Source organism: Pseudomonas fluorescens (assembly GCF_001307275.1).
Classification (GTDB): Bacteria; Pseudomonadota; Gammaproteobacteria; order Pseudomonadales; family Pseudomonadaceae; genus Aquipseudomonas; species Aquipseudomonas fluorescens_AA.
Window position 1 is genome coordinate 4,319,132 of record NZ_CP012831.1, and the last position, 23,750, is coordinate 4,342,881.

The 23,750-nt window shown below is 60.8% G+C and carries 18 protein-coding genes and 4 tRNA genes; 15 read left to right on the forward strand and 7 right to left on the reverse strand.

Annotation, left to right across the window (positions count from 1 at the left end; all coding sequences use genetic code 11):
* Nucleotides 1–6 precede the first annotated feature (6 nt).
* The 4 genes from AO356_RS19260 (at nucleotide 7) to AO356_RS19275 (ending at nucleotide 4,786) form a co-directional block, all read left to right on the forward strand.
* Nucleotides 7–1,197 (forward strand): MFS transporter, encoded by a 1,191-nt coding sequence (locus AO356_RS19260; protein ID WP_060741091.1) that lies wholly within the window; start codon nucleotides 7–9, stop codon nucleotides 1,195–1,197.
* A gap of 69 nt (nucleotides 1,198–1,266) precedes the next feature.
* The gene (locus tag AO356_RS19265; RefSeq protein ID WP_060741092.1) at nucleotides 1,267–1,578 is read left to right on the forward strand and encodes a cupin; all 312 of its coding nucleotides are present in this window, start codon (nucleotides 1,267–1,269) and stop codon (nucleotides 1,576–1,578) included.
* A gap of 103 nt (nucleotides 1,579–1,681) precedes the next feature.
* Entirely contained in the window at nucleotides 1,682–2,830 is a 1,149-nt protein-coding gene (locus tag AO356_RS19270; protein ID WP_060741093.1) for a TDT family transporter, read from the forward strand.
* An 81-nt stretch (nucleotides 2,831–2,911) separates the two neighbouring features.
* Nucleotides 2,912–4,786 carry an MFS transporter gene (locus AO356_RS19275; RefSeq protein WP_060741094.1) on the forward strand — a complete coding sequence of 625 codons (1,875 nt, stop codon included), beginning with the start codon at nucleotides 2,912–2,914 and terminating at the stop codon, nucleotides 4,784–4,786.
* Nucleotides 4,787–4,964: 178 nt separating this feature from the next.
* On the opposite strand, the gene sugE is transcribed toward AO356_RS19275, so the two are convergent.
* From sugE to rdgC, 3 genes are all read right to left on the reverse strand, one after another.
* A complete protein-coding gene (gene sugE, locus AO356_RS19280) occupies nucleotides 4,965–5,279 on the reverse strand; it encodes a quaternary ammonium compound efflux SMR transporter SugE (protein ID WP_003204587.1) in 315 nt (104 codons plus the stop codon).
* A 118-nt stretch (nucleotides 5,280–5,397) separates the two neighbouring features.
* Nucleotides 5,398–6,363 carry a bile acid:sodium symporter family protein gene (locus AO356_RS19285; protein WP_060741095.1) on the reverse strand — a complete coding sequence of 322 codons (966 nt, stop codon included), beginning with the start codon at nucleotides 6,361–6,363 and terminating at the stop codon, nucleotides 5,398–5,400.
* Between the two features lie 144 nt (nucleotides 6,364–6,507).
* Nucleotides 6,508–7,428: a recombination-associated protein RdgC gene (rdgC, locus tag AO356_RS19290; protein WP_014339706.1), complete on the reverse strand. Its 921-nt coding sequence runs from the start codon at nucleotides 7,426–7,428 to the stop codon at nucleotides 6,508–6,510.
* Between the two features lie 160 nt (nucleotides 7,429–7,588).
* On the opposite strand from rdgC, the gene AO356_RS19295 reads away from it, so the two are divergent.
* From AO356_RS19295 to AO356_RS19310, 4 genes are all read left to right on the forward strand, one after another.
* Nucleotides 7,589–7,664 (forward strand) — tRNA-Val (locus AO356_RS19295).
* A 19-nt stretch (nucleotides 7,665–7,683) separates the two neighbouring features.
* A tRNA-Asp gene (locus AO356_RS19300) sits at nucleotides 7,684–7,760 on the forward strand.
* A 173-nt stretch (nucleotides 7,761–7,933) separates the two neighbouring features.
* Nucleotides 7,934–8,009, forward strand: a tRNA-Val gene (locus AO356_RS19305).
* 17 nt (nucleotides 8,010–8,026) lie between these two features.
* A tRNA-Asp gene (locus AO356_RS19310) sits at nucleotides 8,027–8,103 on the forward strand.
* 92 nt (nucleotides 8,104–8,195) lie between these two features.
* On the opposite strand, the gene AO356_RS19315 is transcribed toward AO356_RS19310, so the two are convergent.
* Together AO356_RS19315 and AO356_RS19320 are read right to left on the reverse strand one after the other, a co-directional pair.
* Nucleotides 8,196–9,332: a catalase family protein gene (locus tag AO356_RS19315; protein WP_060741096.1), complete on the reverse strand. Its 1,137-nt coding sequence runs from the start codon at nucleotides 9,330–9,332 to the stop codon at nucleotides 8,196–8,198.
* Nucleotides 9,333–9,363: 31 nt separating this feature from the next.
* Nucleotides 9,364–11,169, reverse strand: a complete 1,806-nt coding sequence (locus AO356_RS19320) for a di-heme-cytochrome C peroxidase (RefSeq protein ID WP_060741097.1) — start codon at nucleotides 11,167–11,169, stop codon at nucleotides 9,364–9,366.
* A 269-nt stretch (nucleotides 11,170–11,438) separates the two neighbouring features.
* Here AO356_RS19320 and AO356_RS19325 point away from each other — a divergent pair, with 269 nt between their 5' ends.
* From AO356_RS19325 to AO356_RS31070, 7 genes are all read left to right on the forward strand, one after another.
* A complete protein-coding gene (locus AO356_RS19325) occupies nucleotides 11,439–12,152 on the forward strand; it encodes an FKBP-type peptidyl-prolyl cis-trans isomerase (protein ID WP_003204577.1) in 714 nt (237 codons plus the stop codon).
* A 293-nt stretch (nucleotides 12,153–12,445) separates the two neighbouring features.
* Nucleotides 12,446–12,901 carry a YkvA family protein gene (locus tag AO356_RS19330; RefSeq protein ID WP_060741098.1) on the forward strand — a complete coding sequence of 152 codons (456 nt, stop codon included), beginning with the start codon at nucleotides 12,446–12,448 and terminating at the stop codon, nucleotides 12,899–12,901.
* 102 nt (nucleotides 12,902–13,003) lie between these two features.
* On the forward strand, nucleotides 13,004–13,345 hold the full coding sequence (locus tag AO356_RS19335; RefSeq protein WP_060743150.1) for a helix-turn-helix domain-containing protein: 342 nt from the start codon (nucleotides 13,004–13,006) through the stop codon (nucleotides 13,343–13,345).
* The gene (locus AO356_RS19340) at nucleotides 13,342–13,713 is read left to right on the forward strand and encodes a hypothetical protein (RefSeq protein WP_003179080.1); all 372 of its coding nucleotides are present in this window, start codon (nucleotides 13,342–13,344) and stop codon (nucleotides 13,711–13,713) included. Before AO356_RS19335 ends, AO356_RS19340 begins: the two co-directional genes overlap by 4 nt.
* Nucleotides 13,714–14,115 carry an SEL1-like repeat protein gene (locus AO356_RS19345; RefSeq protein ID WP_060741099.1) on the forward strand — a complete coding sequence of 134 codons (402 nt, stop codon included), beginning with the start codon at nucleotides 13,714–13,716 and terminating at the stop codon, nucleotides 14,113–14,115.
* A gap of 186 nt (nucleotides 14,116–14,301) precedes the next feature.
* Nucleotides 14,302–19,056 (forward strand): RHS repeat-associated core domain-containing protein, encoded by a 4,755-nt coding sequence (locus tag AO356_RS19350; RefSeq protein WP_060741100.1) that lies wholly within the window; start codon nucleotides 14,302–14,304, stop codon nucleotides 19,054–19,056.
* Nucleotides 19,057–19,067: 11 nt separating this feature from the next.
* On the forward strand, nucleotides 19,068–19,490 hold the full coding sequence (locus AO356_RS31070; protein ID WP_081015385.1) for a hypothetical protein: 423 nt from the start codon (nucleotides 19,068–19,070) through the stop codon (nucleotides 19,488–19,490).
* A 256-nt stretch (nucleotides 19,491–19,746) separates the two neighbouring features.
* Here AO356_RS31070 and AO356_RS19355 read toward each other — a convergent pair whose 3' ends face one another.
* Nucleotides 19,747–21,534, reverse strand: a complete 1,788-nt coding sequence (locus AO356_RS19355) for a bifunctional diguanylate cyclase/phosphodiesterase (protein WP_060741101.1) — start codon at nucleotides 21,532–21,534, stop codon at nucleotides 19,747–19,749.
* A 118-nt stretch (nucleotides 21,535–21,652) separates the two neighbouring features.
* Nucleotides 21,653–23,731: a carboxy terminal-processing peptidase gene (locus tag AO356_RS19360; RefSeq protein WP_177431744.1), complete on the reverse strand. Its 2,079-nt coding sequence runs from the start codon at nucleotides 23,729–23,731 to the stop codon at nucleotides 21,653–21,655.
* Between the last annotated feature and the right edge of the window lie 19 nt (nucleotides 23,732–23,750).

A 23,750-nucleotide genomic window follows, 5' to 3' on the forward strand; every position in this document is an offset into this window, starting at 1 on the left:
GTGCCCATGTCCCGTCCAGCTTCGACCCGCGCCAGCCTGATCTTCCTGGCGCTTACCTTGCTCGGTTTTCTCGCCGCGTCCAGCGCGCCGACGCCGTTGTATCACCTCTATCAGGAACAATTACAGTTTTCCCCGGCCGTTCTGACGCTGATTTTCGGCGTGTACGCCTTCAGTCTGCTGGCGGCCTTGCTGACCGTGGGGTCGCTGTCGGATTACCTGGGCCGCAAGCCGGTGATTTTCGTGGCGCTGTTGCTCAACATACTGGCGATGCTGCTGTTTATCAGTGCCGACAGCGTCGCCTGGTTGATCGGTGCCCGGTTGATCCAGGGGTTCGCCACCGGCATGGCCACCAGTGTATTGGGTGCTGCTTTGCTGGACTTCGACCGTCGCCAAGGCCCGTTGATCACTAGCGTTGCGCCGCTGTTGGGCATGGCGTGCGGGGCGCTGGGCTGTGGCCTGCTGGCCGAGTTCGCACCGTTGCCGTTGCAACTGACCTACTGGCTGCTGCTGGGGTTGTTCCTGGCCCAGGCCGTTTACCTCTGGCGCCTGAAAGAAAGCGTCAGCCCGCAAGCGGGTGCCTGGCAGTCCTTGCGTCCGACCTTGCACGTGCCACTCCAGGCGCGGCGAGCCTTGTGGCGGGTCCTGCCACTGGATCTGGCGGCCTGGGCCGTGGGTGGTTTCTACCTGTCACTGGCACCGTCGCTGGTGCGGGCGGCCACCGGATCGACCTCCAATCTGATCGGTGGCGCGCTGGTGGCGGTGTTGACCCTCAGTGGCGCATCAGCCATCTACCTGTTGCGCAACCAGGAGGCCGACACAATATTGCGCCCGTCCGCGAGCCTGTTGGTGATCGGCCTGGCATTGGTGCTGGTGGCGGTGCATGGCGCCAGCTTGCCGTTGTTCTTCGTCGGCACGCTGGTCACCGGTGGCGGTTTCGGTGCCGGGTTCCTGGGGGCGCTGCGCAGCCTCATGCCGCTGGCCTTGCCCCACGAACGGGCCGGCTTGATGTCGGCGTTCTATGTCCTCAGTTACCTGGCCTTCAGCCTGCCGTCGCTGCTGGCGGGGAACCTGACGCGGGTGTTCGGCTTGATCCCGACGACCGATGGGTATGGCGCCGTGTTGATCGTGTTGTGTGTCGCAGCACTGTTGGGGTTACGGCAGTCGATAAAACCGCTCAGCGATGGCGTTCGGCCTTGAAACCAGGCATGCAGGTGCCGTGGGCAGTGGGTTAGTCTTGGCACCTCAGTTTTCTTCCGGACGGATCTCTTGAAAATCATCCGCAGCAAATCCTTCACCGGTGACCGTGCCTGGGCGGCGCTGGATATCGCCAACATGAACGGCATCACCACGCGCCTGCACTGGACCGATCAGCCCTACAAATGGCACATCAACGACGGCCAGGAAGTCTTCGTGGTGCTCGATGGGCAAGTGCAGATGTGCTATCGGGAAGACGGTGTTGAAAAAGCGACCTTGCTGGACGCCGGAGACATTTTCTACGCCTCGGTGGGCACCGAGCATGTGGCCAAGCCCTTGGGCGAGGCGAGGATCCTGGTGATCGAGACTGAGGGCAGTGTCTGACCTTTATCTATAAAGCAGATAACAGATAGAGAAATTAACCGTTATATAGATATTTGATCCGGCTCTAGCATGGCTCCACCTCAACCGAGGACAGGAGTTCGTCATGACATGCTGTGCTGCAAAAAACCGCTTGCGCCCCTTGAGCCATTTGCCCAGGCCGCTGGAGGCCATTCGTCAATTCACGCCTAACTGGTTTGCCGTGGTCATGGGCACCGGTGTGCTGGCCCTGGCCTTGGCGCAATGGCCGACGACGATGCCAGGCCTGCACGCCTTGGGCGAAGGCTTGTGGTTGTTCAACACGCTGTTGTTCGTGGTGTTCGCCTTGATGTACACGGCCCGTTGGGTGTTGTTCTTCGACGAAGCCCGGCGGATCTTCGGCCATTCCACCGTCTCGATGTTTTTCGGCACCATTCCCATGGGGCTGGCGACCCTCATCAACGGCCTTTTGCTGTTTGGGCTGCCGCGCTGGGGCGAGGGCGTGGTGGCGGTGGCCGAGGTGCTGTGGTGGATTGACGTAGCGATGTCCTTGGCTTGCGGCGTGTTGATTCCCTTCCTGATGTTCACCCGCCAGGAACACCGGATCGATCAGATGACCGCCGTATGGTTGTTGCCGGTGGTGGCCGCCGAAGTCGCAGCCGCCAGCGGTGGGCTGTTGGCACCGCACCTGGCGGCCGTTCATTCGCAACTGATCGTGCTGGTCACCAGCTACGTGCTTTGGGCCTTTTCCCTACCGCTGGCGTTCAGCATTCTGACGATCCTGGTGCTGCGCATGGCCCTGCACAAACTGCCCCACGAGAACATGGCCGCTTCTAGCTGGTTGGCCCTCGGCCCCATAGGCACCGGTGCCCTCGGCATGTTGTTACTGGGGGGCGATGCCCCGATGATCTTTGCCGCCAATGGCTTGCCGGGCGTCGGCGATATTGCCGCCGGGCTGGGGCTGGTGGCGGGCATTACGCTGTGGGGCTTCGGGCTCTGGTGGATGGTGATGGCGCTGTTGATTACCGCACGCTACTTACGCACCGGTGTTCCGTTCAACCTTGGCTGGTGGGGCTTTACCTTCCCGTTAGGCGTGTATGCGCTGACCACGCTGAAGCTGGCGGACCTGCTGAAACTGGAATTTTTCAGCGTTTTCGGCAATGTTCTGGTGGCGATGCTGGTGGTGATGTGGCTGATCGTGGCGCGGCGAACGCTGGCAGGGGCCTGGCACGGTGAGTTGTTTGTGTCGCCCTGCATTGCGGGGCTGGCGAAATAATCGTTAAAGACAGGTAATGTGTGGCCTGGATCGAAAAGCGTTCATTCCAATAAGCGTCCACGCCACTCAGGAACATGGAAGATGAGTCACCCTTCGCAGTTCACCTTGCTTCGCACGCGGCGTTTCCTGCCGTTCTTCATCACGCAGTCCCTTGGCGCGTTCAACGACAACATTTTCAAGCAGTCGCTGATTCTCGCCATTCTCTACAAACTGACCATCGAGGGGGACCGCTCGATCTGGGTCAACCTCTGCGCGCTGCTGTTTATCCTGCCGTTCTTTCTGTTCTCGGCGCTGGCGGGGCAGTTTGGGGAAAAGTTCGCCAAGGACGCGCTGATTCGTCTGATCAAGCTCGGCGAAATCGTCATCATGGCGGTGGGCGCGGTGGGTTTTGTGTTCGATCACTTGTCGCTGATGCTGGTGGCGCTGTTCGCCATGGGTACGCATTCGGCGCTGTTCGGTCCGGTGAAGTATTCGATCCTGCCCCAGGCCTTGCATGAGGAAGAGTTGGTCGGTGGCAACGGCCTGGTGGAGATGGGGACTTTCCTGGCGATCCTGGCCGGCACCATTGGCGCCGGGATCATGATGTCCTCGGCGCATTACGCCCCCGTCGTCTCGACCGCGATCATCGGCGTGGCCGTGCTTGGTTACCTGGCCAGCCGTGGCATTCCGCGCGCGGCGGCGGCCTCGCCACACATGCGCCTGAACTGGAACATTTTCAGCCAATCCTGGGCCACCCTGAAACTGGGCTTGGGGCAAACCCCGGCGGTGTCCCGTTCGATTGTCGGCAACTCCTGGTTCTGGTTCGTCGGGGCGATTTACCTGACGCAGATCCCGGCCTACGCCAAGGAGTGGATGCACGGTGACGAAACCGTGGTGACCTTGATCCTGACGGTGTTCTCGGTGGGGATCGCGTTGGGGTCGATGCTCTGTGAAAAACTGTCCGGACGCAAAGTCGAGATCGGCCTGGTGCCGTTCGGCTCGTTCGGGCTCACTGTGTTTGGTCTGTTGCTGTGGTGGCATTCTGGTGGAATTCCCGACAGCGTCGAGGGGCACGGTTGGCTTGAAGTGCTCGGTTTCGGTCACGCCTGGCTGGTGTTGATCGACATCCTTGGCCTGGGGGTGTTCGGTGGCTTCTACATCGTGCCGCTGTACGCGCTGATCCAGTCGCGCACGGTGGAGGACGAGCGGGCGAGGGTGATCGCCGCCAACAACATTCTCAACGCGTTGTTCATGGTGGTCTCGGCCATCGTTTCCATCGTCTTGCTGAGCTTGGCCAAGCTGTCGATCCCGCAGTTGTTCCTGGTGGTGTCGCTGCTGAACATCGGCGTCAACGCCTACATCTTCAAGATCGTCCCCGAGTTCAGCATGCGTTTCATGATCTGGCTGCTGAGCCATTCCATGTACCGCGTGGAGCATCGCAACCTGGAGGCGATACCGGATGAAGGGGCTGCGCTGTTGGTCTGCAACCACGTGTCTTTCGTCGATGCCTTGTTGATCGGTGGTGCGGTGCGTCGGCCGATTCGCTTCGTGATGTACTACAAGATCTACAACCTGCCGGTGCTGAATTTCATCTTCCGCACCGCTGGGACCATCCCGATTGCCGGGCGCCAGGAAGACATTCAGATCTACGAAAAAGCCTTCAAGCGAATTGCCCAATACCTGAAGGACGGCGAGCTGGTGTGCATTTTCCCTGAAGGAAAATTGACCGCTGACGGTGAGATCAATGAGTTCAAGAGCGGATTGACGCGCATCCTCCAGGAAACCCCGGTGCCGGTGATTCCCCTGGCGCTCCAGGGTTTGTGGGGCAGCTTCTTCAGCCGCGACCCGGCCAAGGGGCTGTTTCGCCGGTTCTGGTCACGGGTGACGCTGGTGGCGGGCTCGGCGGTTGCGGTAGAGGCGGCAACGCCTTCGAGTTTGCAGGTGTTGGTGGGAGACTTGCGCGGCACTGTCCGCTAAACGAAAAAACTGTGGGGCAAAAGGCTTGGGGGATTAAACCTGTGGGGAGCAAGATCTGTGGGAGCAAGGCTTGCCCGCGATAGCGATCGCAAGGACGCCATCGCGAGCAAGCTTTGCTCCCACAGGTTTAATCCCACAGGCCTTGCTGCCCTCAGAGGTTTGGCTCCTGCAGGAAAGTTCAGGCGCTGACCTTGAGCCCGATCAACCCCGCAACGATCAACGCCACGCTGGCCAGGCGAACCAGCGCCATCGACTCACCAAACAAAATGATCCCGGCGATCACCGTGCCCACGGCACCGACCCCGGTCCAGATCGCATAGGCGGTACCCAGCGGCAGTTCCTTCATGGCAAGGCCGAGCAGGCCGAGGCTGATCGCCATGGCGGCGATGGTCAGAGCAGTGGGGAGAGGGCGGCTGAAGCCGTCGGTGTACTTCAGGCCGACAGCCCAGCCGACTTCGAACAGACCGGCAAAAAACAGAATGATCCAGGACATCAAACACCTCATCGATGGATGGGGTCGTCCCCGGATAATGAACACTATGGCGTTGCGGGGTCGTCCCCGTATTGGGCGCAAGAGTGCCCAATGCTGATTGTTCGGTCAAGTCGCTCGGTCAGTCCAGCGCTCGGCTGGCAAGCAGTTCACGGTCCTGTTTTTCGCTCATGCGCCGGAAGTACGTCGAGAGCAAAGCCCCGGAAATGTTGTGCCAGACACTGAACAGCGCGCTGGGTACTGCCGCCAGCGGCGAAAAGTGCGCGCTCGCCAACGCCGCGCCAAGGCCGGAGTTCTGCATGCCCACTTCCAGTGCCAGGGATTTGCGCTGGGCCAGCGGCAGCTTGAACAGGTGCCCGGTGAAGTAGCCCAGCAAGAAGCCGAAGCTGTTGTGCAGCATCACCACGGCCATGATCAACAGGCCCGATTCGGCAATTTTTGCCTGGCTGGCAGCAACGACGGCGGTGACGATGATGACGATGCTTACCACCGACACCAACGGCAGCACCTCCACGGCATGGCGCACCTTGTCTCCCAGCAGCCGTTGCGCCACCACGCCCAGCACGATCGGCAGCAGCACCACTTGCAGGATCGACCAGAACAGTTCCATGAATGACACCGGCAGCCAGGCCGAGGCCAGCAGCCAGATCAGCGCCGGGGTCAGCAGCGGTGCGAGCAGGGTCGTGACGGCGGCGATGGCCACCGACAGCGCCAGGTCGCCGCGGGCCAGCCAGGTCATGACATTCGATGAGGTGCCGCTTGGGCAGCAGCCCACCAGAATTACGCCGACGGCAATTTCCGGTGGCAGATGGAAAACTTGGCAGAGCAACCACGCCACACCGGGCATGATCACGAAATGTGCGACCACGCCCAGGGCCACGCGCCAGGGATGGCGTGCGACTTCGGCGAAGTCTTCGAGCTTGAGGGTCAGGCCCATGCCGAACATCACCAGGCCCAGCAGCGGCACGATGGCGCTTTTCAGACCGATGAACCAAGCGGGCTGCAAAAATGCCACCACCGCGAAAATCAGTACCCAGTAAGCGAAGGTATTGCCGACAAAGCGGCTCAATGCAGCCAGTGCGCGCATGACCTGATCCTTATTATTAAGAACATCCAATACTCATGTGGGAGCGAGCTTGCTCGCGATGGCGGAGTGTCAGTCAACATCTCGGTGGCTGTCATACCGCTATCGCGAGCAAGCTCGCTCCCACAAGGCAGCTATCCGCCGGGTTTAGATCCCCTGCGGAATCTCTTCCCCACCCAACGCTTCAACCAGCGCCGGCAGGAACTCGCCGAACGTCAACATCATCAGCGTGAAGCTGGCGTCCAGTTGGCCGAGGGCTTCGTCGCCACCGTCCTGCTCCGCCTGGTCCTGCAGCAGGTCTTCGAACTTCAGGCGTTTGACCACCATCTTGTCGTCGAGCACGAAGGACAGTTTGTCCTGCCAGGCCAGCGACAATTGTGTCACTACCTTGCCGGTGTTCAGGTGCAGCTGGATTTCGTCGCTGGTCAGGTCCTGGCGCTTGCAGCGCACGATGCCGCCGTCTTCGTGGGTGTCGCGCAGTTCGCATTCATCCAGCACGAAGAAATCGTCCGCGGCTTTCTGGGTCTTGACCCAGTCGGTCATGGTGGCGGTCGGGGCCATCTTGACCGTCAGCGGGCGTACCGGCAGTGAGCCGATGACTTCGCGCAGGGTGGACAGCAGGTCTTCGGCGCGTTTCGGGCTGGCCGAGTTCACCAGGATCAGGCCCTGTTTCGGCGCGATGGCGGCGAAGGTGGACGAGCGGCGGATGAAGGCACGGGGCAGGAACGCCTGGATGATTTCATCCTTGAGCTGGTCCCGTTCCTTTTTATAGACCTTGCGCATTTGCTCGGCTTCGATCTCTTCGACCTTTTCCTTCAGGGCATCACGCACGACGCTACCCGGCAGGATGCGTTCTTCCTTGCGCGCGGCGATCAGCAGGAAGTCCTGGCTGACATGCACCAATGGCGCGTCTTCGCCTTTGCCAAACGGCGCGACGAAACCGTAAGTGGTCAACTCCTGGCTTGCACATGGACGCGCCAGTTTGCTGGCCAGTGCAGTTTCCAACGCCTCGGCATCAAAAGGCAGATCTTGGGTCAGGCGATAGATAAGCAGGTTTTTGAACCACATGGGGTGAGTCTCTCCTTTATACAAAGGGGGGCATTATTCTCTTCGCGGCGCCATAGGCCAACCCTTCGCTAAGCCTTTGGAAGGCCTGAAAAAATTAATTTAAAAAGTGCTTGCCAGCTTAAAGAGTGCTCCGTAGAATGCGCGCCACACCGAAAGCGAAGGGTGATTAGCTCAGCTGGGAGAGCGTCTGCCTTACAAGCAGAATGTCGGCGGTTCGATCCCGTCATCACCCACCATTCGTTCAACGTGTTACGCGCAGCGGTAGTTCAGTCGGTTAGAATACCGGCCTGTCACGCCGGGGGTCGCGGGTTCGAGTCCCGTCCGCTGCGCCATATTCGGTTACCTGGAACACTGAACGCCAGGTCACCACGGAAAGCCCGCTAACGCGGGCTTTTTGCTGTTTGCAGTTCCTGCGGTGTGCGTTGCTTCTTTTTTCTGAAATTTGCTAATTAGATCAGCACGTTACGGAAAACTGTGAGAGAATGCGCCCCGCATCGAAAGTGAAGGGTGATTAGCTCAGCTGGGAGAGCGTCTGCCTTACAAGCAGAATGTCGGCGGTTCGATCCCGTCATCACCCACCAAGCTTTCAATGTTACGCGCAGCGGTAGTTCAGTCGGTTAGAATACCGGCCTGTCACGCCGGGGGTCGCGGGTTCGAGTCCCGTCCGCTGCGCCATATTCGGTTTCCTGGCCCTCTGAACGCCAGGTCACCACAAAAAAAGCCCGCTCAATGAAGCGGGCTTTTTGTTGCCTGTCATTTGGCCGTTGCTACTGCTCGGCATTGCGGCTGTGGCGGTAATCGCTGACCGCCTCATACACCGCTTTACGCAAACGGTTAATGCCGCCGATAGGGCGATGGGCCTCGATGCCGAACCACGGATTGAACGACTGGTTGTCACAGGCCAGGTTCAACTTGGGCGTGTCGAAATCCTGGGCCGGCACCTTGATGTGCGCCACGGTCTCGAACGGTGCATCACTTTCCTGCCATTCAATACTGGTGTCTTCGATCGGCATGTACTTGCTCGGATCCTGCCGTTGGATCTGCAGGACGAAACACGCTGGCACGCGGTCTGTGGATAACTGCTGATTCAACGCGCTACGCAGAAAGTTCGGCAGGTCCTGGTTCTGAGGGGGCAGGGTATAGCTTGGGCAGCTATCCGGGTCCGGCGCGACGCGAAACTTGGCATTGGCTTCGCCGAATTTGTAAGGCGATACCGAGAAATAAGTGGTCTGGGTCGGACTGGCCGGAGCCGGCGAGAGGGTTGCCAGGGCGATGAACAGATGACGGATCTGCCAGGTGCGCGGATCCAGGCTCGGAAAGAACGCCATCGCCTTCTTCCCGTCAGCCTGGGCGGCCACATTCTGACGGTACTCGGCGACATCACTGACAAAGAAGTTCGGATGATTGAACATCACGAAATCCTGCTCGCCCTGTGATTGCCGATCAACAAGCAGTTGTTTGCCCGGTACGTTCAGCAGCTTGATCGCCATCCCCCGTGCATCGCGCAGGCTGTCGAATTGCGGATAAGCGTTGCCGTTGGACAGGCGGATCGTGGCCTGCCAAGTCTTGCCCGGTTCGGCAAACACGCCTTGGCGCAACGGCGCCGGCAGGTCGCTCGGCACCTGGACCTCGGCCATGACGCAACCGTGGGCCTTGGCATGGGCGTCGCGCAGGTAACGTGTGCCTTCGCGGTGCTGATCGACGATGCGGATCGCGGTCTGGATGATGTCCTGGGTCATGGCGGCTTCGCCGGGTGCGATCTGTTCCTTGTCCGGGACCGGTCCCTTGTGCTGCCAGGCAAACCAGGCCGTGGACAGGGCCCAGCCGAGCAACCCGATACCCAGCAGCCACAGGAGCGTCTTGCCCAAAAAGGCGCCGAGGCGCAGCCAGAGGGTGATCAACATGCCAACATCCTTTTACCGGTGAGGTTCATCATTACAGTTGCGACTCCAGTGGCCCGCCCAGCACTTTCAAATACTCCAGCAAGGCCCAGCGTTCCTGCGGTTGCAGCAAGCGGCCAATGACGCCGTTACCGCGCTCGCCCGCGCGGAACTCATGGCCGCTGTTGTGATTGCCGGTAATCCGGGTGTCGAAGATAAAGCCATTGGTGAACGCTTCGGTGCGATAACCCAGGTGGCGTGGGTCGTATTCGAAGTTGCCCTTATAGAACGTGGTCGCCCGCTCGTCCTGGGGCGACAGCAACTGATAGATCGTCGGCACCGAGCCGTTGTGCAGGAACGGTGGCGTGGCCCAGACCCCCGCCAGTGGCCGGGCCTTGTAGGCGCGCAGTTCACGCACGCCAATGGGCAGGCCGAAACCGTCCAGGGCCGGGCGTTCGACGGGGGTGACGCCGGCGTCGCGGTAGGCGCGGTTTTCGACGAAGGCGGTGACGTAGGCCAGGCCTTTGGCGACCGAAAGCTGGCTCAGGTCCAGCGGCTCCGTCGGGGGCGGGTGCAGTTGCACGTCCAGCTTCGCCAGTTCGGCCGGGTCCCATTGCAGGCTGGTCAGGTCGAAGCGGTGGTCGGCGATGTTATTGGCGGTGCCCGGGTCGGTGCCGATCACCTGCACAGGCAGCATGTGCAATTGCTGCACCGGCCTGTCAGGCCCCTGGACCACTTTGGGCACATGGCAGCCGGCGCAGTTTTCGGTGAACAGGGCCCGGCCCTTGGCGGCCAAGGGTTTATCGATCGCGCCCAGCAACGCTTCCGGCCACACGGGCGGCTTGAGCAGTTGCAGGGTTTCTTCGATCTTGTTCAAGTCGCGCACGCGCACGCTGGAAGGGTATCGCGCGTCGCCCTGCAGCGGTTTGCCCTGGGCGTCGAAGAAATTCAGCGTGGCACCGACCCCCAGCGCTTCACCGACGTTGCGGGCCATCGGCTGCTGGGCCGATCCGTTCCATTGAACCCAGTCGAAGGTCCATATTTCCCACAGTTGCGGGTAATCCACTGGGGCGTTGGCGACCCGGTAGTTTTCCGCCGAAATGGCGTCGCCGAAGCTGGCATTGGCGATGCGACCGAAGGCGTCGGTACGCCCGGGGCCTTCTTCGGTGGGGTAGAGGCCGCGATGGGTATCGTTCCAGGCCACTCGCAGGAACGTGTCCAGGGAAACCTTGAACGCCTTGCGCAGCTCTTCGTGGCGGGCGTCGTAGTCCTTGCCCAGTACCTGGCGGGCGAAGCGTTCGAATTTCCAAGGGTTGTAGTAGGTAGACGCCAGACTGGCGACCAATGCCTGTCCGAAACTGCCACCACGTAGCGTAGGAACACTAGAAGGCAGCACGTGCTGGGCCGAGCCACCATCGATCCGTATCGCCTGGCCCTTGAAGCGTAATTCGCCGGTATGACACGCCGCGCAGGTGATATCCAGGAACTGCTCGGTGCTGCCCGGGTTCTGGTGCCGGGCGAACCCCACCGGCAAGTTGCCGGGGTTGTCAGGCGAGGCTTTCTGCGCCGGATCGATCAGGAAGCCGAAGCGCGCCAGGTACTCCGGCGAAGCGAAGCGTTGTTGCGAAAAAGGCAATTCGAGGGCGGTGAACCAGTCGTAGCGCAGGCCTTTGACCTGGGTGCCCTGGGGGGTGAAGTAATACGTCTGGCGCTCGGCGGCACTCCATTGATCCAGGTAGTGCACCTGTTCGACGGGGGTATAGAACGGCAAGCGAGGATTGGCGACGTAATAAAGCACCACGGCCACGACGACGATCAGCAGCGCGAGGAGGAGCAAGAGAATGCGAGAGAGAAGGCGCACGGTAACGTCCTTGTTTTTTTGATAAACCCTTATGCCTCAGTGCTGCGCGGCGGGCAAGTGGCCATTACCCTTGGCCTGTGGGGGAGCGGCAATGTGTCCCTGTACGTAACGGATGACAGATGCTTCATTTGCCCAGGATTAAAAAGCGTTTGCGGGCCTGAACTTATCATCACTTTGCGGCTCACATGCCGGTAGCCATTGGTCGTGGCCGCCTGATAAGCTCGCGGCTTTATTCGATTGCCCTTTAGGCGCATGAACAAGGAAATAGCATGAAACAGCATCGGTTGGCGGCGGCGGTGGCCCTGGTTGGCCTGGTACTCGCGGGTTGCGACTCGCAGACCAGCGTAGAGCTGAAAACCCCGGCGCAGAAAGCTTCCTACGGTATTGGCCTGAACATGGGCAAGAGCCTGGCTCAGGAAGGCATGGATGACCTGGACTCCAAAGCGGTCGCCCAGGGCATCGAAGATGCCGTTGGCAAGAAAGAACAGAAGCTGAAAGACGAAGAACTGGTCGAAGCCTTTGCCGCGCTGCAAAAGCGTGCCGAAGAGCGCATGGCCAAGATGAGTGAAGAGTCGGCAGCCGCTGGCAAGAAATTCCTCGAGGAAAACGGCAAGAAAGCCGGTGTTACCACCACCGCTTCCGGCCTGCAGTACGAAGTGGTCAAGAAAGCCGATGGCCCACAGCCTAAGCCGACCGATGTAGTGACCGTTCACTACACCGGCAAGCTGACCAACGGCACCGTGTTCGACAGCTCCGTCGAGCGTGGCAGCCCGATTGACCTGCCGGTCAGCGGCGTGATCCCGGGTTGGGTCGAAGGCCTGCAACTGATGCACGTCGGCGAGAAGTACAAGCTGTACATCCCGAGCGACCTGGCCTACGGCGCCCAGAGCCCGAGCCCGGCCATCCCGGCCAACTCGGTCCTGGTGTTCGACCTGGAACTGCTGGCGATCAAGGATCCGGCAAAAGAAGACGCAGCCAAGTAATCGCGTCTGCTATAACGACAACGCCTCGCTCATGCGGGGCGTTGTCGCATCTGGGCTACGGCAAATGGCAAAAAAACCGAACGCACGGGGCAGGCTACAGTCATAGGCAATACAGTCGCTGTGCTAGACGCAGTCAGCCGGTCAAGTCAATGAAATATTGGGTTTTTTTATGTGAGTAAAAAACGCCCGATCTAAGCCGGGCCCTTATGAAACGGGGGCTTCAGCGGTGAAATGCAGCTCTGTTCACAAGGTTATCCACAATTTGTGTGGATAACATTTCAGTGGGAGAAAAAATGAAGGCCCCGTGGAATTTTGCGCGATTTCTGCCGTTGGCAGGCCGCCTGCTGGCCCGCGGTCGATTACCGACGTTGCTCTTTGCCGTCGCCAGCAAAGGTGCCCGGGAGGGCGGACGGCTGGGCAAGCTCAAGGAGGACCTGCGCCTGTTGCAGGCCTTGTGCCTGGCTTACTGGCGGGGCGAATACCGCGCGGTCAGCGCCAAGTCGATGCTGTCAGTGGTGGCGGGGCTCATGTATTTCCTCAGTCCCCTGGACGCGATTCCGGATATCTTGCCGATGTTTGGCATGTTCGACGATATCGCAGTGCTGGCCTGGGTCATGAAAACCCTCGACGTTGAACTCGAGGCATTCCGCGCCTGGCGTTATCGCCAGTCTCCCGAGAAACTGGCCCAAGTCGAAAGGCTTCCCGATACCCCGGAACAACTCCAGCTCCAAGGACAGAAAAAGTCCTGATCCCCAGAGAATTCATCACCCCGCGACCTTAGCCAGCATTTAGGATTACACTTCCAAGGAAAAAGGCTGACTCGCTAAGTGTTGTTGTCCTACGGGGTAAACATGGATATTCAAATAATCACACGTGATGGAGAGCCCGAGTACGCGGTTTTGCCGTGGGATCAGTACCAAGCGTTGTTGAAGGCAGCAGGCATCGATCAAGCTCCGCCGCGGGAAGCGACAGTCCATCACGCGGCGGCACCCGGCCAGGTTCTCCCTGGCCTGGATCAGTTACGCAGTTTACGCGAAGGGAAGGGCATCGCCATCGAGGCGCTGGCCCGCACGGTAGGTATCAGCCCGTCTTATCTGGCCTTGATCGAGAGCGGCGAGCGACAGCCCGATGCCGCGATTCGGCGCAGTCTGGCCTGGGAGTTGACGGTGCCGGGTTGGAGGGAAGAATCGTGAGCGTACGCATCAGTCGGCAGCATTGGGATGGGTTGTTGGGTGAATTGGACCAGGCGCGTCGCCAACGCCATTTATTGACTTACCGCGCCTTGCTGGAGCGCTTGCAACTGCCCAGCCCCGCCATGCAGACCTTGACTGCGGCCCTTGAACACCTGGCGGCGCTGGACGCCCGGGCAGAACAGCCGCTGCGCAGTTCCCTGGTGATCAGCCAAGGCGCGAGCCGGCTGCCGCGCACGGGGTTCTTCGAATGCGTTGAGCGCCTGGGGCGTTTTTCCGGGCCTTCCGATGGGGTGGCCGCCGCCTCCTGGCACGCTTCGGAAGTGGTCCGGGTGTTTGAGTACGAATACCCCGAGTCGGCGGAGGCCTGAGTGCTCTGGCGACTCAAGGCGCGGATCGGTTATTGGCTGGCGCGCCGGTTGTTTCACTGGTCCTGGTTCGTCCGCCAGGCGCGTGGTTGGGCCTGGCTTGAGGGCCAATTCTCACGCATGGCGAACCTGGGCGACGTCGGTGCGCAAAGTTTCTATGGGCACATCCTCACGTTTCGCGGCCAAGGGCTGGGCGCCCGTGAAGAAGGGGTTCGCCTGCTGCGGCTGGCGGCTCTGGCCGGTGATGGCAAGGCGGCCTACCAGGTCGGCGTGATCAGCCTGGCCGGTACAACCAGCAAGGCGCCGGACCCGGTCGAAGCGGCACGTTGGTGGACCCTGGCGGCAAAAGCCGGGCATCCGTTGGCCGAGATCAAGCTCAAGGCACTCGAAGCTCGCGACCGCTAGCGTTATCCACAGGCTATTCGTGACGAAGTCGGGCGGATTTAGCGAATCGCCCTACATCCTTTGTCCCGTTCCCCTGACTTAATTCCCCCGTCATCCCCGGCACAGTCTCGCGCTCCCTGAGTGCTGCGAGACGCTGCCCATGTTCGACCGTTTTTTCCTGCCGGCCCTTGAGCGAGCCTTGCCCTGATGGAGCAGGTGAACCGTATCGAGCAGGAACTCGACAGTTTCAAGGACACCCTGTCGGTCTACCGCGACCAACTTGAGCGCTGGTACAGCCGGGCGGCGGACCGCGCCAGCCACGCGGTCGACTTGCCCTCGCTGATGGGCATGGAGCGGCTGATCCGCTTCGGCGACAGCACCACCGTCGTCAGCAGCGGTGACGATGATTTCCTCTCCACGGTCGTCCAGTGCCCCCTGGGTGGGGTGATGACGATCGAGAGCAAGTTCGAGTCGGTGTACGACATCCCGCTGGGCGACATCGTGGTGGATGTGGTGGAGGTGAACAGCGGCAAGGTCACGCCGGTGACCCTGGACGCCCAGGGGCTCGGGACTTTCGAGGGGGAGGCGGGCAAGTCCTATCGGGTCCATGTCCAGGACGAGGTGTCTCCCGGGCAGATCGAGAAGCTGTTTTCTTCCTACGATGGCTTGACTCGGGATCTGACGGACTGGCTACGGGGTGAGTGGCAAGGCTTCAAGCCGCGATGGGCCCGGCAGTCCTTGGCGACATCGGCGGCTGCGGTGGGGAACGGGTTGCTCGCCGGCAGTTGGGCGGCGATCGAGGGTGTGTGGGACAGCATCAGCCTGTTGTCGGACATTCTCAAGGATCCTGGTCAGTTTGTTGATCGATTGGGTGACAGCGCCGATCAGTTGAAGAAACTGGCACGAGACACGCCGCTGCTGATGGCGAAGCTGCAACTGCTGGCCAGCGACGAAGCGGCGCTGTGCCTGTTGGTGCGCACTGCCAGCCTCTGGCTGGAGATGCTGCCGCCCAGCGAAGTCGCCGGCGACACGGCCGAAGCACTCTCGACCGTGGTGGTGCAGTGCGTGATCGACTTGCTGATCGGCGTGGTCTTGACCTTTGCCGGTGCGGGGGCCGGGATCGCCTACCTGTCGATGCGGTTGGCCAGGCACGGCGCAACCCTGCTGAACGCCATGCAGCGTTTCGTCAAGGCGATCTTCGCGGTGGTCAACGGCTTCATGGCCTACGTGGACCGCTACAAAACCGTGGCGGCGCGCGGCGTCGCGGCGGGAATAAAAAAAGGCCGGCTGCAACTGCGCTGGGATGCGCAGCGCAACACCACGCTGAAAAAACACGAACCCCACGACGACGCCCCGGCCCAATCGAAAAACCCCAACGGCGACAGCGCCGACACCGCGGCCCAGACCCAGACCAGCGGCTGCCCGGTGTCGATGGTCACCGGCGAAGAACTGCTGACCCTGGACGACGGCACCCTCGACGGCCGCTTGCCGTTCGTCTTCACCCGGCTGTACCGCACCAGCGCCGTCGCCCTGGACGTCGGCCTCGGGCGCGGCTGGAGCCATGCCCTGGCCCATCGCCTGGAGCTCGACGGCGAGCAGATCACCTGGGTCGACCAGGAAAATCGCCGCACGATCTTTCCATTGCCCACCACCCAACGTCCGGCGATCCACAACAGCCTGGCCCGGGCGGCGATCTACCTGGGGGCCGCGCCGGACGAACTGATCATCGCCCAGCCCGGGGAAAACGCCCCGTTCCTGCACTTTCGCGATGGCCACCTGATCGCCCTCAGCGACCGCTACGACAACCGCCTGACCGTCCAGCGCAACATCCACGGCGACATCAGCCGCCTGGACAACGGCGCCGGGCGCTCCCTGCGCCTGCGTTACGAACAGCGCCACTTGGTCGCCGTCGACTACCAGAGCTTCCACCCGGCCCTCACCCTCGACGAAGCCTGGCGGACCGAGCAGACGCTGGTGTCCTACCGCTACGACGGACGTTTCCGACTGATCGAAGCGACCAATGCCGCCGGTGAAAGCGAACGCTACGACTACGACGACCAGCACGTCATCCTCCAGCGGCAACTGGCCGGCGGGGCGAGTTTCTACTGGGAGTGGCAGGGCGTCGGGCCGGCGTCCCGCTGCGTACGGCATTGGGCCTCCTTCGCGCAGATGGACAGCCGCTACACCTGGGGCGAGGACGGCCGTGTCACGGTCCGGCACCTGGATGGCAGCCAGGAAGTGTATGTCCACGACGACCGGGCGCGGTTGGTGCGCAAGGTCGAGCCCGACGGCGGCGAGCACCTCAAGGCCTACGACGAACAGGGCCGGTTGATCGCCGAACAGGACCCGCTGGGGGCGGTCAGCGAATACCGCTACGACGACGTCGGACGGCTGGTGGCGCTGATTCCGCCGGACGAAGCGCCGACGTCCTACGAGTACCGCAACGGCTTCCTGCACGCCCGTTCCCGCGGCAAGGCCGTGTGGAGCTACCGCCGCAATGCCCGGGGCGATGTGATCGCGAGCATCGATCCCGACGGCCAGCGTACGGAATATGCCTACGACGCCCATGGGCAACTGCTGGCCAGGTATGACCCGGACGGTGGCGAACATCGTTTCACCTGGAGTCGCCTGGGCCAACTGACCGAAGAGGTCCTGCCCGACGGCGGTCGGCGGTGTTTTGCCTACGACGCCCTGGGACGTTTACTCAGTCGCCGGGACGAACACGGCGCCCTCACGCACTACCAATGGGACGCCGTCGGCCGCCTGCTGCAAGTCACCCTGCCCACCGGTGCGACCCGGGCCTGGAGCTACAACGCCTACGGCAAGGTCATCGCCGAGCGCGACGAGCAGGGCCGAACCACCCGCTACGAATACGCCGACGACCTGCACCTGGTCAGCCGCCGCCTGAACCCTGACGGCAGCGAGCTGAAGTACCGCTACGACTCGGCGCGGCTGTTGCTGACCGAGATCGAAAACGAATCCGGCGAACGATATCAGCTGGACTACACGCCCAACGGCTTGATCCGACAGCAAGTCGGCTTCGACGGCCAACGCACCGCCTACGCCTACGACCTCAACGGCCACCTGCTGGAGAAAACCGAGCACGGCGAGGACGGTTCGCAACGGATCACCCGCTACCAGCGTGACGCGGCCGGGCGATTGCGGATCAAGACCTTGCCCGACGGCCAGGCCATCGAATACCGCTACGACGACCTGGGTCGGCTGATCCAGGTCGACGACGGCAGCGATCACCCGCTGGCCTTCGAATACGATGCCCAGGATCGGCTAGTCACGGAACACCAGGGCTGGGGCACCCTGCGTTATCGCTACGATGCCTGCGGGCGCCTCAACCACCTGCGCCTGCCGGAAGACAGCCAACTCGACTATCACCACGCCCCCGGTGGCGCGCTGACTGCCATCGACCTCAACGGCGCACGCCTGACCGAACACCGCGTTGACGGCGGCCGCGAACGGCAACGCCAGCAGGGGCTGCTGCGCAGTGATTACACGTACGACGAACAGGGCCGCCTCAAGGCCCAGACCGTGTGGCAGAACCCCCAGCAGCAATTGTTCTGGCGCGACTATGCCTACAGCCCCCGGGGCAACCTCCAGAGCCTTTCCGACCAGCGAAACCGCCGCCGCTACCAGTACGACCCGCTGGATCGCCTGACCCGCATCGACTTTTCCCACAGCGAACCGCCGGAACATTTCAGCCACGACGCGGCCGGCAACCTGCTGATGCAGGACCGCCCCGGGCCGACCACCCTCAAGGGCAACCGCCTGCTGAGGGAGGGCGACCGCCACTACGACTACGATGCCTTCGGCAACCTGATCCGCGAACGCCGCGGCCAGGCCCTGGTCAGCGCCTACCGCTACGACAGCCAACACCGCCTGATCGGCGTCACCGGCGCCGACGGCCGCGAAACGTCCTACCGCTACGACGCCTTCGGCCGACGCATCAGCAAGACCGTGGACGGCCTGACCACGGAATTTTTCTGGCAGGGCGACCAGCTCGTCGCCGAAAACAGCCCGCGCCACCACCGCAGCTACGTCTACGAACCGGGCACCTTCCGCCCGCTGGCCCTGCTCGACGGCGAAGGCCCCGACGCCCGCCCGTTCTACTACCACCTCGACCACTTGGGCACGCCCCAGGAACTGACCAACCCCGCCGGCCAGATCGTCTGGTCGGCGCGCTACAACGGCTACGGCAAGCTCACCGAACTCACCCACGGCAGCGGCGAACAACTGGAACAACCGCTGCGCTTCCAGGGCCAATACTTCGACCCGGAAAGCGGCCTGCACTACAACCGGCACCGCTACTACAATCCCGAAACCGGCCGCTATTTGACGCCTGATCCGAGCAAGTTGGCGGGTGGGCTCAATGGGTATCGCTACACGGTGAACCCGACGGGGTGGGTGGATCCGTTGGGGTTGGTGGATTGTCCGGGGCAGGGTGGGTGTCGGCCGGCGGTTGGGGATCAGGATCCGGCGGGTAAGGTCCAGGTAGATGAGGGTGAGCCGCGGTTGCCAAAGCCAACCGCTGCTGAGTTGGCTGAAAAAGAGGTCAGGCGTTTAGACAGGGAACAAGGCATGCACATGGTTGGTAAGCATAGCCCTGCGGTCCCAGATCAAGTGTGGAAGCAGCGAGCAATTGATGGTACCGATCCCGTTACTGGGAGGACCCCTTCACATAGGAAAGGGAATCCAAGTTCGAGGTTTTACAGTTGGGAGTTACAGTTAAAAGCTTATGAGTTAGCAATTTCAAAGAGAAATAGCGGTCATGTATTACTAACGGATAAAAGCGGAAGCAAATATCTACGGGCAGATTTTCCGGGGGCAGGAGAGGGATATATTCCAAACGCTAGGGATCCAAATGATCCAAAACTGGTAAAAATGAATCGTATAGAAATGAAGTTTGATCGAGATACTGAAATCCCATTTACACTGTATCCAATTAAATAGGAGACATAAAATTGATTGATCCTAGCACTGGGCAGCCTTACGTACCAACACCTGCATATTTTTTAGGTTGTTTCGATATATACGACCGAGAAGAAACTCTAGGTGAAGAGCTTGAGAAATTTGACCCCAATAACCCCGTAGATCGAGAGGTGTTAATTTTAAATTACTCGCTAACAAAGCGCTGGAAAATTACGTACAGACAAAAATTCCTCCTTTACAAAAGCTTAGGAGATGCCCTGCGAGATAGCAGTTATGACTTTCAGGCCCTATTGGAACATGACTCTCAGACCTGTTCATCGCTCCCTAACGGATGGGATACGATGAAAAATCCTAGAATTTTCTTTGAAGATATATATAAATTCGCAACTGAAGTATGGGCAGACGACCTCCGCAAAGCTGAAGCTGAAGACAGGTCTACTTGGGACTACGTGTAGGTACTCTTTGATGGGGCTAGGCCAGAGGCAAGTAATTGAGTTTGCTACTGCTTAATCAACCACCACCAAACCGCTTTTGTGGCGAGGGAGCTTGCTCCCGCTGGGCTGCGAAGCGGCCCCAAAACAGCCTGCTCGATCAACCAGACACACCGCGGCGTTGTTCAGAAGGGGGCTGCTACGCAGCCCAGCGGGAGCAAGCTCCCTTGCCACAGGGGTTGCGCCAGGGCGTTCGGGCCGTGGTGAATGGAGAGTCCGCTTACACCGACAACCCCAACTCCACCACAGCCTCCCGCTCAGCCAAACCATCTACTAAATACACACTCCCCCCCAAAATCTCCTTGGCATGGTGCTTGGCCTGGGAAGCCAGTTCCGCCAGTTGGCTGGCATCCAGTTTCTCGCAGGCCTCGGCGCGCAGATGCACCACCCCAATCGACAGCGACAACAGCGCAAAATCCTGGCGAACCCCCTGTCGATTCAGTGCGGTAAAGCACCCCGCCTCCAGATGTTCAGGCCGGTAGAAGCGCCGGCAATGGGTCTGGAAGTCGCTCAGCAATTGGTCCAGGCGTTTGCGCCAGTCTTCCGGGCCGAGGACCAGCAGGAAGTCGTCGCCGCCGATGTGGCCGACGAAGTCGCGGCTGGGGTCGATGCGTTCGTTCAGGCATTGGGCCAGGCACAGCAGGACTTCGTCGCCGCGGCCGTAGCCGTAGATGTCGTTGAAGGGTTTGAAACTGTCGATGTCCACGTAACAGATCACCGATTCCTGCCGTTGTTGCAGCAGGCGCGTGAGGCATTGCTGGATCGGGACGTTGCCCGGCAGCAGGGTCAATGGGTTGGCGTAGCGGGCCTGTTGGATTTTCAGCTCGGTGATGAGCTTGAGCACATCGATTACCCGACCCAGGCCCAGGTAGCTGCCGTTGAGGGTGATGATGAAGTCTTCTTCGATGCGTTGTCGGGCGCGGCTGGTGATCAGGCGACTGACTTGTTGCAGCGATTGGTTCAACTCCACCGCGAGAAAGTCATCGCTCATCAGCCGGCTGATAGGCTTGCGGGCGAACAGGTCGGTGGCGAAGGGTTTGAGCAAGGCATCGGAGAGTGAATGGCGATGGACGATGCCGCAGGGCTGGTTCTGATTGTCCAGTACCGCCAGGGAGTTGAGGTTGGCCTGGCGCCGAAACGCTTCCAGCACGGTGGCGGTCGGTGTGTCGTGGGCCATCGCCGGTTGTTCGTTGAGCAGCGCACTGAGGTCGTTGATCTCATCGCTCAGCGCCGCCACGCCGCTGTCCTGCCTGGGCATCAGCGCCCTGGCATCGCGTGACGGTTGTTCCTGGGGGCGGGCCAGCAGATAACCCTGGACCAGGTCGACACCCATTTCGATCAGCACCGCCAGTTCTTCCGGCAGTTCGATTCCCTCGGCAATCACCTGGGCGCGGGAAGCCCGGGCGATTTTCAGGATCGAGCCCACGAACTCGCGCTTGAGGGCGTCCTGATGGATGCCGTCGATGAAATGCCGGTCGATCTTCACATAGTCGGGTCGCAATTCGGACCACAGCCGCAGGCTCGAATAACCGGCGCCGAGGTCGTCCAGGGCAATCGAGAAACCCATGGCCCGGTAGTGATGCAGGGCGGTTTGCAGGAGCTGGAAGTCATCGATAGGGGTCTGTTCGGTCAGTTCGATCACCACCTGGCTGGGTGCGATGCCGAAGTCTTGTAGCAATTGCAGGGTGCGCCCCGTCTGGTGCGCGGATTCCAGCAGGGACTCGGGCGAGACGTTGAGAAATAGCTTGCCCGGCAGTTTTTGCTCGTTGAAGCGTTGGCAGGCGCTGCGGCGGCAGGCCAGCTCCAGCTCGCTGAGGCGTCCGGCCTGGCGCGCCACGGAGAGCAGCGCGATGGGCGAGTGCAGCGGGCTGTTGGAAGGGCCGCGGGTCAAGGCTTCATAGCCCACGATGCGCCTTTCGGAAAGACAGATGATCGGTTGGAACAGACTGTGCAAACCGCTTTGAGCCAGGATCGAACTCAAGGCACTCAGCTGTTCTGTCGTGGTCATGGCAATCTCTGGCGATAAAAAAAGGACCGGGTGCGGGGCACCCAGTCCTGTATTTCACGACAGACTGATGTCAGTTTGATGACACTCCGACGAGCATCACCATTAAATGGCCATCATCTTAGTGCTTGGCGATCGCCGTATTGAGTTTCAGGTAATCCAGCAGGATCCGCCCGGTCTCGCTCAGGTAGGCATCGTCTTCCGGCTTGGTTTTCTCCGGCTCGGTGATCAGGTCTTCGTCTTCTTTCTTCAGCTCTTTGAGAGGTTCTTCGCCCTTGGCCTTGCGACGCAGGTTTTCCATGGCCAGTTGCTTGGCCTCGATGTCGGCATGCTGTGCACGACGGTCGGTTTCGTTGAGGGTGACGGTTTTCTCCATCATCAACTTCTGCGCCAGGGCCAGCTTGTCGCGGATGAACACGAACTCCGCATCCTGGGCCGAGCGCGCGTCGTGGTCGGACTTGAGTTGGGCCAGGAACGGCTTGAACGGGTCAACGGCCGGTTTGATCGCCGGCCGGATGGTGTCCCACGGCATGGCTTCGGGCAGGGCGCTTTCACCGATTTCCTTGGTGTCGATGATCGAGGGGTAATCGATGTCAGGCAGTACGCCCTGATGCTGGGTGCTCTGGCCGGACACCCGGTAGAACTTCGCCAGGGTCAGCTTCAGCTCGCCATGGTTGAGCGGCTGGATGGTCTGCACGGTGCCTTTGCCGAAGGTCTGGCCGCCGATGATCAGTGCCCGGTGATAGTCCTGCATGGCACCGGCGAAAATCTCCGAGGCCGACGCCGACAAGCGGTTGACCAGCAAGGCCATCGGCCCCTTGTAGAACGCGCCCGGGTTTTCGTCTTCCAGCACATCCACTCGGCCATCGGCGTTACGCACGAGCACGGTCGGGCCCTTGTCGATGAACAGGCTGGTCAGCTCGGTGGCTTCCTGCAGGGAGCCGCCGCCGTTGTTGCGCAAGTCGATGACCACGCCGTCGACCTTTTCCTTCTGCAACTCGGTCAGCAGCTTCTTGACGTCACGAGTGGTGCTCTTGTAGTCCGGATCCCCGGCACGGAAGGCCTTGAAGTCCAGGTAGAAAGCCGGGATCTCAATGATGCCGAGCTTGTAGTCCTTGCCGTCCTGCTTGAGGTTGAGGACCGATTTCTTCGCCGCCTGTTCTTCCAGTTTCACCGCTTCACGGGTGATGGCCACGATTTTGCTGGTCTGGTCGTTCGGCGCGTTGCTGGCCGGGATGACTTCCAGGCGCACCACCGAGCCTTTCGGGCCGCGGATCAGCTTGACCACTTCGTCGAGGCGCCAGCCGACCACGTCGACCATTTCCTTGTTGCCTTGGGCGACACCGATGATCTTGTCCGCCGGGCTGACCTGTTTGGTTTTGTCAGCGGGACCTGCCGGGACCAGGCGCACGATCTTCACCTGATCGTTGTCACTTTGCAGCACGGCACCGATGCCTTCCAGGGACAGGCTCATGTTGATGTCGAAGTTTTCCGCGTTATCCGGCGACAGATAGTTGGTGTGCGGGTCGTAGGACATGGCAAAGGTGTTGATGTACGCCTGGAAAATGTCCTCGGCGCGGGTCTGGTCCAGGCGTGCCAATTGGTTCTTGTAGCGCTTGGTCAGGGTTTCCTGGATCTGCTTGGGATCCTTGCCGGCGATCTTCATGCGCAGCACTTCGTCCTTGACGCGCTTGCGCCACAGGTCATCGAGTTCGGCTGTGCTTTTGAGCCAAGGGGCGTCCTTGCGGTCGACCTGCAAGGTTTCCTTGGTATTGAAATCGATTTTGTCGACGCCCTTGTTCAGCTCGGCAAGGGCGTAGTCCAGACGCGCCTTCACGCGGTCCAGGTAGCGCTTGTAGATGGTGAACCCGGCGTTCAGGTCGCCGCTCTTGAGGAAATCGTCGAACTGGGTTTTCCACTTGTCGAATTCGGCGATGTCGCTGGCCAGGAAATAACTGCGGGACGGATCGAGCAGCTTCAAATAGCTGTCATAGATGATGACCGAGCGCGCGTCATCGAGCGGCGGCTTGCTGTAGTGATGGCGCTTGAGCAATTCGACGACATTCAGGCTGGCAATCACTTCGTCGCGATCGGGCTGAAGCTTGTCCCAGCTGTTGGCTGCGAACGTATCGTTCGACAACGGTAACAGGCCGAGGCCAATGACGAGCGCGAGGGCGGTGCTGGGGAACAGGTGCTTCATGCTGATTCGACGCAGGGAC

Bases quoted from the DNA above. Each gene is read 5' to 3' on its own strand.
- AO356_RS19260 (WP_060741091.1), top strand. From the start codon at position 7: ATGTCCCGTCCAGCTTCGACCCGCGCCAGCCTGATCTTCCTGGCGCTT.
- AO356_RS19270 (WP_060741093.1), top strand. From the start codon at position 1,682: ATGACATGCTGTGCTGCAAAAAACCGCTTGCGCCCCTTGAGCCATTTG.
- AO356_RS19275 (WP_060741094.1), top strand. From the start codon at position 2,912: ATGAGTCACCCTTCGCAGTTCACCTTGCTTCGCACGCGGCGTTTCCTG.
- sugE (WP_003204587.1), bottom strand. From the start codon at position 5,279: ATGTCCTGGATCATTCTGTTTTTTGCCGGTCTGTTCGAAGTCGGCTGG.
- AO356_RS19285 (WP_060741095.1), bottom strand. From the start codon at position 6,363: ATGCGCGCACTGGCTGCATTGAGCCGCTTTGTCGGCAATACCTTCGCT.
- rdgC (WP_014339706.1), bottom strand. From the start codon at position 7,428: ATGTGGTTCAAAAACCTGCTTATCTATCGCCTGACCCAAGATCTGCCT.
- AO356_RS19315 (WP_060741096.1), bottom strand. From the start codon at position 9,332: ATGTTGATCACCCTCTGGCTGCGCCTCGGCGCCTTTTTGGGCAAGACG.
- AO356_RS19325 (WP_003204577.1), top strand. From the start codon at position 11,439: ATGAAACAGCATCGGTTGGCGGCGGCGGTGGCCCTGGTTGGCCTGGTA.
- AO356_RS19330 (WP_060741098.1), top strand. From the start codon at position 12,446: ATGAAGGCCCCGTGGAATTTTGCGCGATTTCTGCCGTTGGCAGGCCGC.
- AO356_RS19335 (WP_060743150.1), top strand. From the start codon at position 13,004: ATGGATATTCAAATAATCACACGTGATGGAGAGCCCGAGTACGCGGTT.
- AO356_RS19350 (WP_060741100.1), top strand. From the start codon at position 14,302: ATGGAGCAGGTGAACCGTATCGAGCAGGAACTCGACAGTTTCAAGGAC.
- AO356_RS19355 (WP_060741101.1), bottom strand. From the start codon at position 21,534: ATGACCACGACAGAACAGCTGAGTGCCTTGAGTTCGATCCTGGCTCAA.
- AO356_RS19360 (WP_177431744.1), bottom strand. From the start codon at position 23,731: ATGAAGCACCTGTTCCCCAGCACCGCCCTCGCGCTCGTCATTGGCCTC.